This window comes from Chryseobacterium piperi, assembly GCF_002285635.2.
In the GTDB taxonomy this organism is placed as follows: Bacteria; Bacteroidota; Bacteroidia; order Flavobacteriales; family Weeksellaceae; genus Chryseobacterium; species Chryseobacterium piperi.
In genome coordinates this window covers 1,887,770-1,903,729 of the sequence record NZ_CP023049.2, presented here as the reverse complement: position 1 = coordinate 1,903,729, position 15,960 = coordinate 1,887,770, and the positions used below count along the sequence as shown (strand labels likewise).

Annotated in this window: 15 protein-coding genes; 9 read left to right on the top strand and 6 right to left on the bottom strand. The window is 34.9% G+C overall.

Translation table 11 applies throughout. The features are described 5' to 3' along the window. Positions 1–99: 99 nt before the first annotated feature. From CJF12_RS08265 to CJF12_RS08230, 9 genes are all read left to right on the top strand, one after another. Positions 100–1,113 (top strand): helix-turn-helix transcriptional regulator, encoded by a 1,014-nt coding sequence (locus CJF12_RS08265; protein ID WP_034683484.1) that lies wholly within the window; start codon positions 100–102, stop codon positions 1,111–1,113. 48 nt (positions 1,114–1,161) lie between these two features. Further along, complete coding sequence (locus CJF12_RS20345; RefSeq protein WP_262483407.1) at positions 1,162–1,287, top strand: hypothetical protein; 126 nt, start codon at positions 1,162–1,164, stop codon at positions 1,285–1,287. Positions 1,288–1,596: 309 nt separating this feature from the next. After that, positions 1,597–2,160: a hypothetical protein gene (locus tag CJF12_RS08260; RefSeq protein ID WP_034683486.1), complete on the top strand. Its 564-nt coding sequence runs from the start codon at positions 1,597–1,599 to the stop codon at positions 2,158–2,160. 115 nt (positions 2,161–2,275) lie between these two features. Further along, entirely contained in the window at positions 2,276–3,322 is a 1,047-nt protein-coding gene (locus CJF12_RS08255) for a glucokinase (RefSeq protein ID WP_034683488.1), read from the top strand. 148 nt (positions 3,323–3,470) lie between these two features. Then, the gene (locus CJF12_RS08250; RefSeq protein ID WP_034683491.1) at positions 3,471–4,037 is read left to right on the top strand and encodes a YceI family protein; all 567 of its coding nucleotides are present in this window, start codon (positions 3,471–3,473) and stop codon (positions 4,035–4,037) included. 78 nt (positions 4,038–4,115) lie between these two features. After that, positions 4,116–4,742 (top strand): YceI family protein, encoded by a 627-nt coding sequence (locus tag CJF12_RS08245; protein WP_034683494.1) that lies wholly within the window; start codon positions 4,116–4,118, stop codon positions 4,740–4,742. A gap of 74 nt (positions 4,743–4,816) precedes the next feature. Then, positions 4,817–5,458 (top strand): alpha/beta hydrolase, encoded by a 642-nt coding sequence (locus CJF12_RS08240; protein ID WP_034683496.1) that lies wholly within the window; start codon positions 4,817–4,819, stop codon positions 5,456–5,458. 106 nt (positions 5,459–5,564) lie between these two features. Then, the gene (locus tag CJF12_RS08235; RefSeq protein WP_034683499.1) at positions 5,565–6,911 is read left to right on the top strand and encodes an ammonium transporter; all 1,347 of its coding nucleotides are present in this window, start codon (positions 5,565–5,567) and stop codon (positions 6,909–6,911) included. Positions 6,912–7,003: 92 nt separating this feature from the next. Beyond that, positions 7,004–8,422, top strand: coding sequence for an L-serine ammonia-lyase (locus CJF12_RS08230; protein ID WP_034683501.1), 1,419 nt, complete (start codon positions 7,004–7,006; stop codon positions 8,420–8,422). A 463-nt stretch (positions 8,423–8,885) separates the two neighbouring features. On the opposite strand, the gene CJF12_RS08225 is transcribed toward CJF12_RS08230, so the two are convergent. The 6 genes from CJF12_RS08225 to CJF12_RS08200 all read right to left on the bottom strand — a co-directional run bounded on the left by CJF12_RS08225 (position 8,886) and on the right by CJF12_RS08200 (position 15,949). Next, positions 8,886–9,731 (bottom strand): prephenate dehydrogenase, encoded by an 846-nt coding sequence (locus CJF12_RS08225; RefSeq protein WP_034683503.1) that lies wholly within the window; start codon positions 9,729–9,731, stop codon positions 8,886–8,888. A 206-nt stretch (positions 9,732–9,937) separates the two neighbouring features. Then, complete coding sequence (locus CJF12_RS08220; RefSeq protein WP_034683505.1) at positions 9,938–11,212, bottom strand: hypothetical protein; 1,275 nt, start codon at positions 11,210–11,212, stop codon at positions 9,938–9,940. A 400-nt stretch (positions 11,213–11,612) separates the two neighbouring features. Continuing rightward, on the bottom strand, positions 11,613–13,886 hold the full coding sequence (locus CJF12_RS08215; RefSeq protein ID WP_084675626.1) for a cation:proton antiporter: 2,274 nt from the start codon (positions 13,884–13,886) through the stop codon (positions 11,613–11,615). A 105-nt stretch (positions 13,887–13,991) separates the two neighbouring features. Next, entirely contained in the window at positions 13,992–14,381 is a 390-nt protein-coding gene (locus CJF12_RS08210) for a hypothetical protein (RefSeq protein WP_034683511.1), read from the bottom strand. A 109-nt stretch (positions 14,382–14,490) separates the two neighbouring features. After that, on the bottom strand, positions 14,491–15,201 hold the full coding sequence (locus tag CJF12_RS08205; protein WP_034683513.1) for a LytR/AlgR family response regulator transcription factor: 711 nt from the start codon (positions 15,199–15,201) through the stop codon (positions 14,491–14,493). Next, positions 15,179–15,949, bottom strand: coding sequence for a histidine kinase (locus tag CJF12_RS08200; protein ID WP_084675624.1), 771 nt, complete (start codon positions 15,947–15,949; stop codon positions 15,179–15,181). The genes CJF12_RS08205 and CJF12_RS08200 overlap by 23 nt, the downstream gene beginning before the upstream one ends. Positions 15,950–15,960: the final 11 nt, after the last annotated feature.

Below are 15,960 nucleotides of genomic sequence, written 5' to 3'. Positions count from 1 at the left end.
AATTGTATCGAAGCTAAAATCCTTGCGCCTTAAAAACAATGAGCTTAAATAAAATTGCGCCTTTGCGATTAACCAATTCACAAAGTAAACACAAAATATATGTCATCCAATAAAAATGCTCTGATTCGATATAAGACTTTAGATAAATGTCTTAAAAATAAATACCGGAAGTATACCCTGGAAGACTTAATAGATGAGTGTTCTGAAGCATTATTTGAATTTGAAGGAAAAGAGTCTTTTGTAAGTAAGAGAACGGTACAGCTGGATCTTCAGAATATGCGCAGTGAAAAATTTGGCTATGAAGCACCTATAGAAGTGTATGAAAGAAAATATTACCGATACAGTGACCCGGAATACAGTATTCATAACATTTCTGTCAATGAAAATGATCTGAAGGCGATGAATAATGCGATTCAGATCCTGAAACAGTTTAAAGATTTTTCGATGTTTAAAGAGATGAATGGAGTAATTCAGAAGCTGGAAGATTCTATTCATTCTACCAATCAAAAATCGATTATTCATCTCGATAAAAATGAACAGTTGAAAGGGTTGGAACATATCGATATCTTGTATGAAAGCATTTTAAACAGGAAGGTATTAAAGATTCTCTATAAAAGTTTCAAAGCAACAGAATCCGGTTATTATACGGTGCACCCTCAATTACTGAAAGAATACAATAACCGTTGGTTTCTTATCTGCTGGTTTAATAATAAGATGTATAATCTGGCACTCGACAGAATGGAGCATATTTCTGTTGAAGAGAAGATAACTTATATTGATAAAGAATTTGATTCTGACCGGTATTTTGGAGAAGTGATTGGTGTTACTGTTTCGGATGGTCAGCGTCCTCAGAATGTTGTTTTTAAAATGAATCCTAAACACGCTCCTTATGTGAAAACAAAGCCTTTTCATCATTCACAGGTGGTTATAGATGAAGACGAGAATGGAACAACTTTTAAAATATGTGTACAGCTTAATTTCGAGTTAGAAAGGATGATATTGGGATTAGGAGAGTTTATTACTGTTTTAAAACCGGAGCGGCTTAAGAGGAGAATTCGGGCGAGCTTAAAGGAGGCTTTTCAAAATTACCAGAATCAAGATGAACAGACCTGATTTGATAAATGGCTTAAAAATTGTAATTATTAATCAAAATGAATAAATATGAAATCAAGAATTCTTAAAGCAATCATTGCTATTGTTGCACCACTGGTTATCGAATACATCGTAAAGAAAGTGAGTGAAAAATTAGATAAAAAAGAAGAAGAGAAAAAGCAGATCACTGCTTAAGGTTTCTACTGAATCTTAAAATGATAAAAGATACTACCCCTGGAAAGGTAGTATCTTTTTTATGTAGCTGGACGACTAAAGTTTCCTCGTCTTATTTTCAGTGAAACCCTTGAACGTATTAAAATTTAAAATCCGGATCCGATTCTATTGTTATATTTTTAATTAAACATTTATTTAAATTTTAACAAAAATTAACTATTTGATTTTCATTGGTTTGTGATTTTTACAGGTGTTAAAATCATCGGAAACCACTTCCTTGGCATGATTTTTACATCATCATGAGTAGTAAAATTTTTAAGATCAGAAATTATGAAAATGTTTAAACAAGTAGTTTTACTAGCTGGAATTTTAACAGCAGGTGTATTAAGTGCACAGAGCTCACAAATGAACAATATGCTTAAAGTAGGGGCGAATGTTGGTTTGGCTGTTCCTGCAGACAACCTTTCTGCCGCTGTAGGGGTAGATGTTGCTTATCAGAATCTGATTACTCCTGGAGTAGGATTAGGTATTGCGACAGGGTATACCCACTATTTTAGTAAAGAAAACAATGGATATAAGAATAACGACGTAGGAGTAATTCCTGTTGCGGCGTTAATCAGGATATATCCTAAACAAACAGGGTTCTATTTCGGAACAGACCTGGGTTATGGTTTCTTGGTAGGGGATAATAAAGTAGCTTCCAATACTTCGGTTGACAGACCTAACGGAGGATTCTATATTAAACCTGAAATAGGATACCACAACAGAGACTGGAATTTCTTCGTTCAATATCAGAAGGTATTTACGGGAAGTAAAGGTGATTTAGTAAATCAGGACTACAATGTGGGTAACATTGGTGTCGGATTTTCTTACAACATTCCATTAGGAAAGTAGTTAGATCTATATATAAACAATTATTAACCAAAACCTTTTCATTTTTTTGAAAAGGTTTTTTATTAGCGTACAGAATTTTCGAAAACTATTATTATATTTGATAAAATTTGTGATTATGAACTTAAATCCAAAATTTCCCCTTTATTTGCCGGGTGTAAAAGACAGTAATAATAATGATGTTTCCATCATTGGGGCAAACTTACGTGAAGATATTACTACACTAGGTTACTATGTATCTGGTAACGGAGGTCTTGATATAAAAATTCAAAAAACATACGCTACAAAGGAACATTCCTCTTTCTCTGAAATTCTGAAAAAATTTATTCAGGAAAACCAATTGGAGAATACCAAACGTTTGGGAATGGCAGTTCCGGGACCTGTACTTGATGGAAGAAGTAATCCTGTGAGACTAGGTTGGAATCTGGTAGTAGAAGAAATTAAAAAAGATTTCGGGTTTGAGAAAGTAGAGATGCTTAATGACCTTGAAGCTTCCGCTTACGGAATGGGACTTCTTGAGGATAGTGATTTAGATGCTATTTATACAAGTGGGCATTTAGAAAAAGGAAATGTGGCTATTTTAGCACCAGGAAACGGATTAGGAGAAGCTGGATATTTCTTTGATGGAAGCTGTCTAAGACCTTTTGCAACAGAAGGCGGGCATTCTGAATTTTCACCACGAACCAATGTAGAAGTAGAATTCTATCAATTTTTAAATAATATTTATGGAATTGTAAGTTGGGAGAATGTTCTTTCAAAAACAGGATTGTTTAATATTTACAGATTCCTGAGAGATGTAAAAAGACATCCGGAACCCGAATGGCTGGCAGAGCGATTGGCTAACGGAAACTTTACGCAGGAGATTTATAAAGCTGCAGTAGAGGATGATGTGCTTATTTGTAAGATTACTTTGGACACCTTCCTGGAATTTCTTGCCAGAGAAGCCAATAACCTGACATTGAAGCTTAAGGCTACCGGTGGATTGTTGATTTCCGGAGATATTCCTCAGATGTTGAATGATTATATGGATAAAGCTAAATTCTATGAAAAATTTAGAATCAGTGATAAAATGGAGGATATGTTAAAAGATATTCCGATCTATTTGATTAAAAATAACCTTACAGGCTTGCATGGAGTTGTGCTCTATACAGCTTATTACCAATAAAAAATTGAACTCCGGAATTTCCGGAGTTTTTTTTGGACTGATATTATTCATGAAAATAATTACTTTTATTGATGTACATCAATAAAATCTATCAGATAAGTTAATTACATTTGTATTGTTAAATAAACAATTAAATAACTTTTATTCAATGAAAAAAATATTATTATTAGCAGTTTTGGCTGGTGGTTTGGCTTTCGGGCAATCAAAAAAAGTAGTAGCATCTGATGTTCACTGGTGGGGGTATAAAGTAGCAAAGTCTGAAGCAAGTTCTCATGACGGTACTGTAAAAGTAAAGTCAGGAAACTTAGTAATGAAAGGAAATGAGGTTGCAGGTGGGGCTTTCGTTCTTGATATGACTTCTATCAACTCAACAGATCTGTCAGGAGAGTATCAGACAAAACTAAACGGTCACCTTAAAAACGGGGATTTCTTTGAAGTGGAAAAGTATCCTACTGCTGCTTTTAAAATTACTTCTGTAAAGAAAAACAATGATAAAGTGTATAACTATGTAGTAACGGGAGATCTTACGGTAAAAGGAAAAACCAACAGTATTTCTTTCCCTGCAAAAATTGCTTATAGTAAAGGAGTAGTGAGTTTGGTATCTAATAAATTCTCTTTCGACAGACAAAAATTTGATGTTGCTTACAAATCTACAATGCAGGATGTTTTTGTGAAAGATGATATCGATATGCTTGTAAAAGTGACTGCTAAATAATTTAATCAAAAAAAGATTGTTAAAAGTGTAGAAGTTCTACACTTTTTTTTATTTTTGTTGAATTGTAAATAAAAAAGAATGAAAAGATTACTATTGTTTGCTATGATGTGTGCGAGCATATCATTTGTTTTTGCTCAAAGAAAATTTGATAAAGTCTCCAAAGTTACTTCTTCCGAAATCAGATGGTGGGGATACAAGGTTGTAAAAACGGTAGCATCATCCCATTCAGGTACCATAAAGCTGAAAAGCGGAAAGTTCAATTTTGATAAAACGGTTTTGGTAGACGGTGAATTTGTAATAGATATGAGAAGTCTGATGGCTGGAGATGTATCTGACGAAGATCAGATCAAATTAACCAATGATCTTAAAAGCACCAATTTCTTTGAAGTTAAAAAATTTCCGATCGCGAAATTTCATTTGACTAAAATTATACCTTTAGCAAACAGTGAGTATAATTCAACAGTATATGGTGACCTTACCATAAAAGGAGTTAGAAAAACAATTACTTTTCCGGCTAATGTATACGTAACGCAATTTACAGTAGTTGTTGAATCGGCTAAATTCTCATTGAACAGAAGAGACTTTAAAGTATTCTATCAATCTTCATTAAAAGATTATTTTATTAAAGACGAAATGGACATTCAGTTCAGAGTGTCTACTGAAAAATTAGATAACGAAAACAGGGTTCCTGTCAAGAAAAAATAAAAAGAGACTACTTTAACAATAAATTAGGATATGGACAGCTTTCAATAGTTGTCCATATTTTTTATTTTAGCCATATGAAAATCTATATTGTAAGTGGATTAGGTGCAGATTTTAAAGTACTGGAAAAATTAGAGTTTCCAGCTCACCTTGAACCTGTTTTTATCGACTGGCTGATTCCTGAAAGAAATGAATCTTTTTCTCAGTATATTGAAAGAATGGCTGCGAAAATTGATGATTCCGAACCTTTTTGTCTTCTCGGATATTCCTTTGGAGGGATTATGGTACAGGAAATCAATGCGGTAAAACACGCAGAGAAGGTTGTGATCATGGGCAGTATAAAATCTGACAGAGAAAAATCCCGGTTGATCAGAACCGGACAGATTACAAGAATTCCTAAACTATTACCAGAACGCTTTTTTAATGAAAAGAATACCAGAGTATATTCGGTCATGAGAAAGTTTTTTGATCCTAAAAATCCGAAAGTTTTACAATATTTCAGGGTGAAAGATCCATATTACTTAAAATGGTCTATTGAACAGATCTCTGACTGGAAGTTTGAAGAAACTCCGGGAGTGATTCAGATATTAGGGGATCGTGATGTTGTTTTTCCAATTAAAAATTCAAAGCCTGACTATATTATTAAAGGTGGGACTCATCTTTTCCCGGCGACGAAATATAAAGAAGTTTCTAAATTATTAGGTGAAATATTTAAATAAAATATTTTTATTTTAGATGTGTATTGAAAATTAATAGGGTTTGGTTTTAAAATATATGTTTTTATGAAATTTATGCCTATTTTTGATAGGGTTAAAATTAAATTTTATGAAAATAGGATTGAAATGGATCGTTTCCTTTATTGTAATATCAGTTGTGGCTATTGGAGGTTTATTCTGGACACCCACTACTGATATACCTGATTCCGGTGAGTTTTTAAATGAAAATAATATCGTTGGTTCAGATGTGGCTTGGATTTTGGCTGCTGCCGGGCTTGTGCTACTAATGACTCCCGGCTTATCATTTTTCTATGGCGGAATGGTAGGAAAGAAAAATGTTATTTCTACCATGTTACAGAGCTTTATTGCTTTAGGAGTAATTTCTATCGTGTGGGTTGTGATTGGCTTTTCTTTATCATTCGGTGAGTCACTGGGATTTGAAATGAATGGCACACATTATGGGATTATAGGAAATCCTTTCAGTTATCCTTTTTTTAGTCATGTTGGCGTTCTGCCGCATAAAGTTATGGCTTCTACCATACCTTTTGTTTTGTTTGCCCTTTTTCAGATGAAATTTGCTGTGATTACCCCTGCGTTGATTACAGGTTCATTCGCAGAAAGGGTACGGTTTATTTCTTATCTGTTATTCATGATCCTTTTTAGTATTTTTATTTATACTCCCCTTTGTCATATGGTCTGGCATCCGGATGGTCTACTAAATAAATACTTTGGAGTAAAGGATTTTGCAGGTGGGACAGTGGTTCATATGAGTGCAGGGTTTGCTGCTCTGGCGGGTGCTTTAGTTGTAGGGAAAAGGAAAAATCCGCATCATGAACCTTCTAATATTCCTTTTGTTCTTTTGGGAACAGGAATGCTTTGGTTTGGGTGGTTTGGCTTCAATGCCGGATCTGCTTTAAGCGCAAATGCTACTGCTGCTACTGCATTTGGGACAACGACTATCGCTTCAGCCTCAGCCATGATGACCTGGATACTTTTTGACAGAATCAACGGAAGAAGTGTTTCGGCATTGGGTGCATGTATAGGGGCAGTCGTAGGATTGGTAGCTATTACCCCGGGATGTGGTTTTGTCTCTATTCCTGAAAGTCTTTTTATTGGTTTTATTTCGGCAATTGTTTCTAACGTTATGATGAACTGGAAGAAGCTTAAAAAGATTGATGATACCCTGGATGTTTTCGCCTGTCATGGGGTAGGTGGGATTATGGGAATGATTTTAACTGCCATATTTGCGCATGGTGAAAAGGCGAGTCTTCTCCATGGAGGATTTGAGGTATTTGCTCATCATATGATGGCTTTGTTGCTGGTTTCTGCATTTGCTTTTCTGGGGTCATTACTTTTATATAAAATAACAGATTGTATGATCACTTTAAGGGTTTCTGAAGAATCCGAGAGTGTGGGGCTTGATATTTCTCAACATGAAGAAAGTTTGAGGTGGTAATTGCTTAAATAATTATTAAACCGTATCAGAAAGGCGAATATCATAAAGATTTATCACGTATCTTTGTTTTGAGGAAAAATGATGAATCTTTTATGGAATCAATATCAGTATTTGAGATTATTAAAGTGGGTATAGGTCCTTCCAGTTCACACACTATGGGGCCTTGGAATGCAGCTTCTGCATTTATTAGAATTATAAAAAGGGAAAGATCAATCGCAGAAGTGAAAGAAGTTTTCCTTGAGTTTTTCGGTTCTTTGGCAAAAACCGGAATTGGACACGGAACAGATATTGCCGGGATGCTTGGGCTGAATGGTGAAGACTTCACAACCATCAATACATCAAAAATTGATGAGAAAATAGACAAAATAAAAAATGACCAGATTATTAACCTGGGTGGAGAAAAAGAAATTCCTTTTATCTACGGGTATCATTTGGTTTTAAATATGCAAAAATCTCTTGATTTCCATCCTAATGGAATGATCTTTAGAGCTGTTTTTGAAGATGGAACCGAGCTTGTTCAGGATTTTTATTCTGTAGGAGGCGGGTTTATTGCAAGTCAGGAAAAAAATTCCATAGAAAAACATTGTGTCAGAACATTGTATCCTTGTCATCACGGTTCTGATATTGTGAAATATTGTCAAAAATTGGGATTTGAAAAATTTTCAGACTTGGTCTTGATTAATGAAGAAAGCTGGAGAACTCAGGAAGAAACCAAACAACAGGCTTTATACATCTGGCAACAGATCAAAGAATGTATTTATAAAGGGGTCAATAAAGAAGGGATCCTGCCGGGTGGTTTAAATGTTACCAGAAGAGCAGCCGGAATCAATAGAAAACTCTTAGGAGATAAAGTATACAAAAATATTGACGAGTGGTTCCAGATGGTGGTAGATGCTGAAGAGAACTTTACCAATATCAACAAATGGATTGCTTGTTTTGCACTGGCGGTAAACGAAGAAAATGCAAGTTTCGGAAGAATCATTACGGCTCCTACAAACGGAGCGAGTGGGGTTATTCCAGCTGTTTTAATGTATGCTCAGGCATTTACACCTTTTACAAGTGAGGATGATATCGTAAGATTTTTATTAGTGGCCGGAGAAATAGGAACACTTTTTAAAAAGAATGCAACAATTTCTGCAGCGATGGGTGGATGTCAGGCTGAAGTAGGGGTTTCATCCGCTATGGCAGCAGCAGGTTTAACAGAGATTCTAGGCGGAAGTGTAGGACAGGTCTTAATGGCTGCTGAAATTGCGATGGAGCATCATTTAGGCTTAACTTGTGATCCTATCAAAGGATTGGTGCAGATTCCATGTATTGAAAGAAATACAATGGGGGCGATAAAGGCGATTACTGCCGCAAATATTGCACTGGAAAGTGACCCTGCAAAAGCTAAAGTGACTTTAGATGAAGTGATCCAAACCATGTGGGAAACGGCACAGTCTATGAGTGACCGGTTCAAGGAAACTTCAGAAGGAGGGTTGGCTATTGCGGTAAATGTTCCGGAGTGCTAAGAAAAATTGATTTTTATTATGTGATTTGTTTAACACCCTTGTCATTCAGAACGAAGCGAATGTAAAGTGAAGAATCTAAACATAGTTTATCAAACCACAAAAGTCACAAAAGTTTTTAACACTTTAGTTATTTTAAGTTTAATACAGACTGCATAATAAGTACACATAAACTTAAAAAAAATCAAAGATTTTTAATAGCGACCCAGGAAACGTAGGCGTTAAGAAAATGAATGGTGTGAGCCTTAAGAAAACTCTACTGTCTGAGTGCGGGTAGAAAAGTTAATAATACATATACTTTAAATCTGTACGAGTTTTAGAAATTTTAGAGAACAGTATTCATTTTAGCCGTAGTTTCCAATCTTAAATTTTTGTTTTAAGACAAAAGAAAAGGTACTATCAATCATTAAAGTTCTTAAGAGATTTCTCCTTCATCGAAATGATAAAAAAATATTCAATAAGAGGATTACTTATCAAGTATTCCTCTTATTTTATTAGCATTAGAGATCAACTCCGTTAAGTATTCGTAATTTTCTTTTTCTAGTGCTGCTTTAAACTTTCGAAGCTGGGAAATATGCTCATTCAGGACATCCAGAACGTTTTCTTTATTCTGTTTGAAAATAGGAACCCACATTTCCGGATGTGACTTTGCCAATCGTACGGTACTTGAGAAACCGGAACTTGCCAGCTGAAAGATGGTATCTTCTTCACGTTCTTTTTCCAAAACTGTGTTGGCAAGAGCATAAGAGGTGATATGAGAGATATGGGAGATGTAGGCAGTGTGTACGTCATGATCATTTGCATCCATATAAATTAAATGCATGTCCAGACTTTTAACGATTGTTTCAACAAGGCTTAAAGCATCGGCTGCAGATTCTTCTTTATTACAGATAACACCTGCCTTACCTGAAAAACTTTCCGCAATGGCAGATTTAGGTCCGCTGTTTTCAGTACCCCACATGGGGTGGAATGCCACAAATCTTGAGCGCTTTGGATGTTCTTTAACTCCGTTGACAATGCCCGCTTTGGTAGAACCTGCATCCATCACAGTCTGATACTCGGAAATCAGATCCAATACAGAAGGGAGAACCTTTCTTGCTGCATCTACAGGAATAGCAATAATAACCAGATCCGAATTCTTAATTCCATATTCAAGATCAACCTTGGCATCAATAATTTTTAAATGTAATGCTTCGTCAAGATGCCTGCTACTGTTGTCAATACCATATATGAAATCTGCAACTCCTTTCTCTCTTAATTTTAATGCAATTGAACCCCCAATTAGCCCGACACCAATAATACTAATTTTCATCTTTTTAATTTTTAAAATAAAAAACCCCGTCCTAGGACGAGGTTGTATATAATTTCATAAGAATCCCTATCCCAAATCTGAGTTAAAAATTCTATAATAATATGTTCCGTTATTTGTAATCACTGGGCGAAGGTATAAAATATTTTTTAAATGTGGAATATGATTTTTAATTTAATGATCTAGCGATGGATTAAATGGTACCTGTTTTATTTTTCTTGAGCAGGAGGTGCCTCCTTCTCCAATTGTCCACTTTCAATATATTCCTTAAGAGGCTGCAAGTCAAAGTAATTGTTTTTTTTGATGATGTCAAGTACCTCAGGGTGGTTCATAGCGTCTTTACTGAGCAGGAAATATAAAGGAGTTGCTGCTTGTTCCCATGCGCTATCACTTTCGTTTTTATACTTATGAAAGGCAGGACCTTCTATATTCGAGATATAGGCAACGATTTCCGCTTTTTCATTGGGAGTAAATGTATTGTCATCTTCCTTGTAAAGATAGGCGATAATATAGTCTCCTAATGCAGTAATATATCTGTCGTCGTCCTCTGTTGTACTTTTTTCAATAGAATTCAATAGACCCTTCCTTATTTGAAGTTTTCCGTCACAGCCTTTTACAAATACAATCCGGCCTAATTTTCCCAGCGACATATCATCTTCCGCAGAATATTCTTCAAAGAAAAGACGTAATGCAAGGGTATTGATTTTTTCTTCTTGGTCGTAGCCAAATTCAGCAACAAGCCTTTTTAAAAAATCCTGATCTTTAACGGCGAGCCAATTTAAGCTACTTCTGTTATCATTAAATAGGTATTTGTTTCTGTGGATGGTTGTTTGGATGTTTTTGTTACGCAGTATTTCCAGATCAGCGATATCTTTCCATCTCTGAGCGTACATTTTGTCTCCGTCTCGGGTAAACTCAATAGGAGTTTTTTCGAGTTTTCTCAATTCAGGAAATAAAGCATTGTAATCCAAAAATGCAGGCAATGGATAAAAAGAAGTAAGGATTTTATCTTTTTTTGAAATATAAATATTCTGATGTTCCGGAGAAAATATTTTATAATCAGATACCTGATCGCATTTGTTTTTAAGATTAAGTTTCAAATATTCTTGAGAAGAAGATATTTCAATTTTTTTACCGAATATATTTTCAATTCTTTTTACAAAATCTTCATTTGTAATCTGCTTAAATCCATTTTGATCCATTTTAGCCTTCTCAACTTCTATTAATACGTCTAAATCTTTTTTTGTGTATTGATCGAAGCTGCCATATTCTTCAGAGGCGCCTGCCTCAATTTGTCTGGCGAGTGTTGGCCGTATGCTGTCATGTTCCAGTTCCATGGGACTGTGTTTGTCTTTTCCTGCCTCTTTGGAACAGTTAGCAGTTAATGAGCTTAAGAGGAACATCAGTAAGACAGACCCCGGTACCCTGATTTTGTTTTTCATTATTTGTGTTCTACTCGCTTCTACCATTTTTTCTTTACTCATAATTTTAATTAGAACATCAGCCCTTTCAAAGCTGTGACTTGAAAGGTTTTTAATTTGCCCATAAAGATATTATTCTTATGTGGAATTATTTATAGAAAAGTGAAATATTTTGGCTTCAACATTAAGTTTATCATATTTTGGTCTTGTGGATATTTTTGCTTTTTTTCTTTATTTTAAAAATTTAAATTGATTAAATTTTAATCAATAATATAATGTTATGTATTTTATCTCTAAAAAAATATGTTTCTTTTGAAAATGAATTCTATCTAAAACTATAAAAAATTGATATAGTTTGATAGGTTTAAATATTAAACTTACATTTTTGTAGTAGAATTACGATTAACTGATTCTATTCCATAAAAAAGACCGGCTGTTAAGCCGGTCCTGATTTCAAATAAATTTATGGATTAGATATGATTAAGGTCGATGGGATATCTGAAAGCCAAAGGCTTTTGCTGTCGATCAGACCTTTCCAGCTTTTACTGCTGATGAGCATCAGATCCTGAACATTGAGGAATTCTTTTTCGATCTTCTTTTCGTTGTATAAGGTAATGTGATTGGGAGCTACCTGTTCTATACTTCTGATCAATTCTTTTACTTCAATATTGTTGCGGATTTGCCCGGCAACATCCAGAATGATGATTTGAGAGTTATTATTATTGATCAGTCTTTTTGCATATTCAAGAAGATAAAAATCACTGAGATTGAATATTGGAACAAATACTTTGTCTGCCCCTTTGAAATCTTTCTCAACCAAAATTCCAACAGGGATATTGGTCTTATCTAAAATCTGCAATGTAAAATCGTCAAAAGGGGAGTTGTTAAAAATAGAGCTTTTACCTTTTACCGTATTTAAAAGCTTTTCAGGGTTAATGATTTTAGTAGTAAAACCTAATAGTCTACCCAGTAAGCTTCCTTCGTACATCGACTTTCCAAGCATGATCAGGAGTAGGTCATAATTTCCTTTATTGGAAATGTTGGTAAGATCATTTTCAATATCTGTGGAGGCTTTAAATAGGGTAGTCACTTCCAGCTGAAGATCATGAGAGGTTTCTATAACGTTTTTAAATTGTTCGTTTTCATATTCATTAATTTCATAAGCATGCATTTCATCTACGGGAGCTATATTCATGGCTGTGATGCTTTTGTTTCCATTCATTTTATGAGTGAAATCATGAGCGAGTCTCAGTAATGTACTTCCGGATTCCGGATTGTCAAAAGATAGCAAAACGCGGTACTTGGAGCCGTTATCACCGTGACCTATTTCCTGATCTTTTTTGGATTTGAAAATGTAATTAATGAAGTCTAACGCAGGACCGGTCATGAAAGTAGTAAATAGTGCCATAATGACCAGCATTGCAAATATTTCCGGACTCAATACACCAAGGTCATATCCAATATTCAGAACAATGAGTTCCATAAGTCCCCGTGTGTTCATAAGCGCTCCGATGGTTAAACTTTCTTTCCAGTTAATACCAAGGAATTTTGCAGTTAATGCACTCCCTGCAAATTTGCCAACCACAGCTGTCAGGATAATGAATCCGGCAGTCATCCAGAGATGCGTGTCGTTTAATAATCCGATTTGAGTACGAAGTCCGGTAAATACAAAGAATAAAGGTAATAGAAGGACCAAAGCAACATCTTCTACTTTGTCGATAAAAAGGGTGCGGAATTTAGCATTCTCAGGCATAATCGCACCTGCCATAAATGCTCCGAATAAGGCATGAATTCCAATCACTTCAGTAGCATAAGCAGAAAGGATCAAAGTCAAAAAGAATATAGCAACCATCGGCTTATTGATCGTATTTTTCCCGGCTTGTAAATCTCCGATTCTTTTGAGGAAGGGTCTTACGATTTTGATCATTAAAAATACATAAGCAATTGCCATCAGGATGACATAAATGGAACTCGCGAAAGAGCCTGCTTTAACGATGGCAATAACAGCGGCAAGAATACACCATGCGGTAATGTCATCGGCTGCTGCGCAGGTAATCACAACGGTTCCCAGTTTTGTTTTTTGAAGATTTCTTTCCTGAACGATTCTTGCCAATACCGGAAAAGCAGTAATACTCATAGAAATTGCGATGAATAAAGCAAAAGAAGTAAACTGAATGCCTTCCGGAGCGAATTCACGGTAAACAAAATAGGAGAGTCCGATTCCTAAAGCAAAGGGAATGATAATACTGGCGTGACTGATGACTACTGCATCATGAGCTTTTTTTCTCAAAACACTCAGGTCGAGTTCCATTCCTACAATGTACATGAATAGAATCAGCCCGATCTGGCTTAAAAACTGTAAATTCCCCAATGATTCTTTTGGAAAAAGAAATGCTGAAAATTCAGGAAAATACATTCCCACCAGTGATGGTCCCAGAACAATACCCGCGATCATCTCTCCAATAACAGTAGGCTGTTTTATTTTCATGCAAATCCATCCAAATAATCTTGCTACCAGAATAATGGTAACGATTTGTGCTAATAATAGTGCTAATGGATGGTGAAGGTTGGTTTTAAAAGACTCCACAAAGTTTTCCCAAGTGGACCCAGTATTGGTTTTCACCACAAGATTTTCCTTGACCTCTAATGTCTGCCCTTCAATAATGAAAAAGTACATCAGGCAAGAAAAAACAGCGATAGTGACGGTGTAAAAAATTATATTTCTGTATTTTCCCAAGTTCATGATACCGTAATTTTAGTGTAAATTTCTAAAGAATATATGGATAGTAGATATTTTTTTTCGTAAAATGTAATAAGTGATATAAATAATGTAATGAAAAATCTATTTTAAAGAATAACCTAGTCCTATGCCCATTTTCCAGCTTCCATTTTGTGTTGAAGTTTTGGAATTATAATACAAAGGAATTTGAAGAACCAGTTTTTTATAGATAAAAGTAAGACCAGCTCCTAAATTAGGCGTAATTGCACTGTTTCGGGTTCCGTCGGACTGGTCTTCCTTTATTCTTAATGATGGAAGCATTCCCAGAATCAATTTGGTACTGTGATAGGTTAAACTGATATTAGGCCCTGTACAATTGATAAAGGCCCCATGATCTACATATCCGGCTGCCGCCACTCCATCAAAAAATGATGCTTTTACCTTCGCAACTGATTTCTGGGAAAAGCAAAAACCGGATATGAGAATTCCACAGGCATAAAGAAATTGTTTCATGAATAATCATTTAATTCTTATGCAAAAATACATTGGCTGCATCAGTAAAATAGGTGGGGTGTAATGAAACGGTCGATTTTTGTAATAAAAGCAGAAACCTTTGAAAGATCTACTTTCCAAACATTTCCATTAATGAACTTTTATAAGTATCTCCGATTTGCAGTTTAAGAAAATTATCTCCTTCATTCGGAATGGTAGTAATAATTTCATTAGTTGAAAATACTTTTATGGCTGAGAGTGCAATGACTTCTTTTTTATTGACCTGGGCAAACCCGTTGGAAGGAAGCATTTCTAAAAGATTTTTAAAATTGAGATTTTTTAATACGATACTGGTTCCGTCATTGAGGATGATATCTTTATCGCGGCTGTCGATTTCTGAAGTCTTGATATATACGATCTGATCTGTGAAAATAATGGTTTTACCAATATTGGTATTCCATTCGATAAAATCTTTTCTCTGGGAGTTCGCAACCAGCTCTTTGGCTTTGTCGAAGGCCTGTATCAGTCTTTCTTTTTTTATAGGCTTTCTTACATAATCAACAACATTGAGGTCAAATGCTTCGGCGGCATACTCTTTATAAGCTGTCGTAAAAATGATTTTTTTCGATCCCGAAATTAATTCAGCGACCTGCAGGCCTGTCATTCCAGACATCTCAATATCCAGAATACAGACGTTGCAATCGAGATTATCAATTTCATTAAGGAAAATTTTAGGATCATTAAATGCTTTTACTACCTCTACATTCTCGATTTGCTCACATAGAAGTTTTAAATAGCTTATTGCCAGTAATTCGTCATCAAGAATAACGCATTTTATCATAGAATTCTCCTAAATTAATTTGTAACTCAGCGGTGAAGATACCGTTTTTTGAACTTTTATGAAGTTGGTAATGATTATTATAAATCATTTTTAGTCTTTGATCTAAAGACTGACTTCCAAATCCACTTTTTTCTTTCTCCAAAACATTTTTTAATGAAGCTTTATTGCTTACTTTCATTTTATAGACTCTGTTTTCAAGCTCTAACTGAATGGAAATGAAAGAGTCCTGAGCTAAGAAATCAGTATGTTTGAATGCATTTTCAATAAGATCCACTGAAATCAGAGGGGCAAAAACTTTCTCTTCGTAGATTGGGTCGGCTTTGTCTATTTTAGATTTAATTCTGAAATCAAAAAGGGGATTGATTTTTATTTTGTTTATTTCAATAAGGCTCAATGCGAAGGTGAGTTCTTCTTTAGGACTCACAAACTTATTGTTGCTTTCGTATAAAATGTAATCCAGAACATTCGCCAGTTTATCCAATGACATATAGGTCTGGTAAGCATGTGACTGAACGGAATTCAGAATGTTTTTGAATAAATGAGGATTTAGCTTGGTACCAATATGTTCCAACTGAACTTCATTTAATCTTTGTTCAATTAACCTATTGGTTTCAATTAATTTAGTATTTCGCTGTCTGAATTTTTTATTTTGTCCGAACAGATAGATGCTTAGCGTTATAAAAAAGAAAATAGCAAAAACTCCAATGAATATCAGATAATCATGAATCATATAGTAATTGCCTTCCATGGAATTTTAGT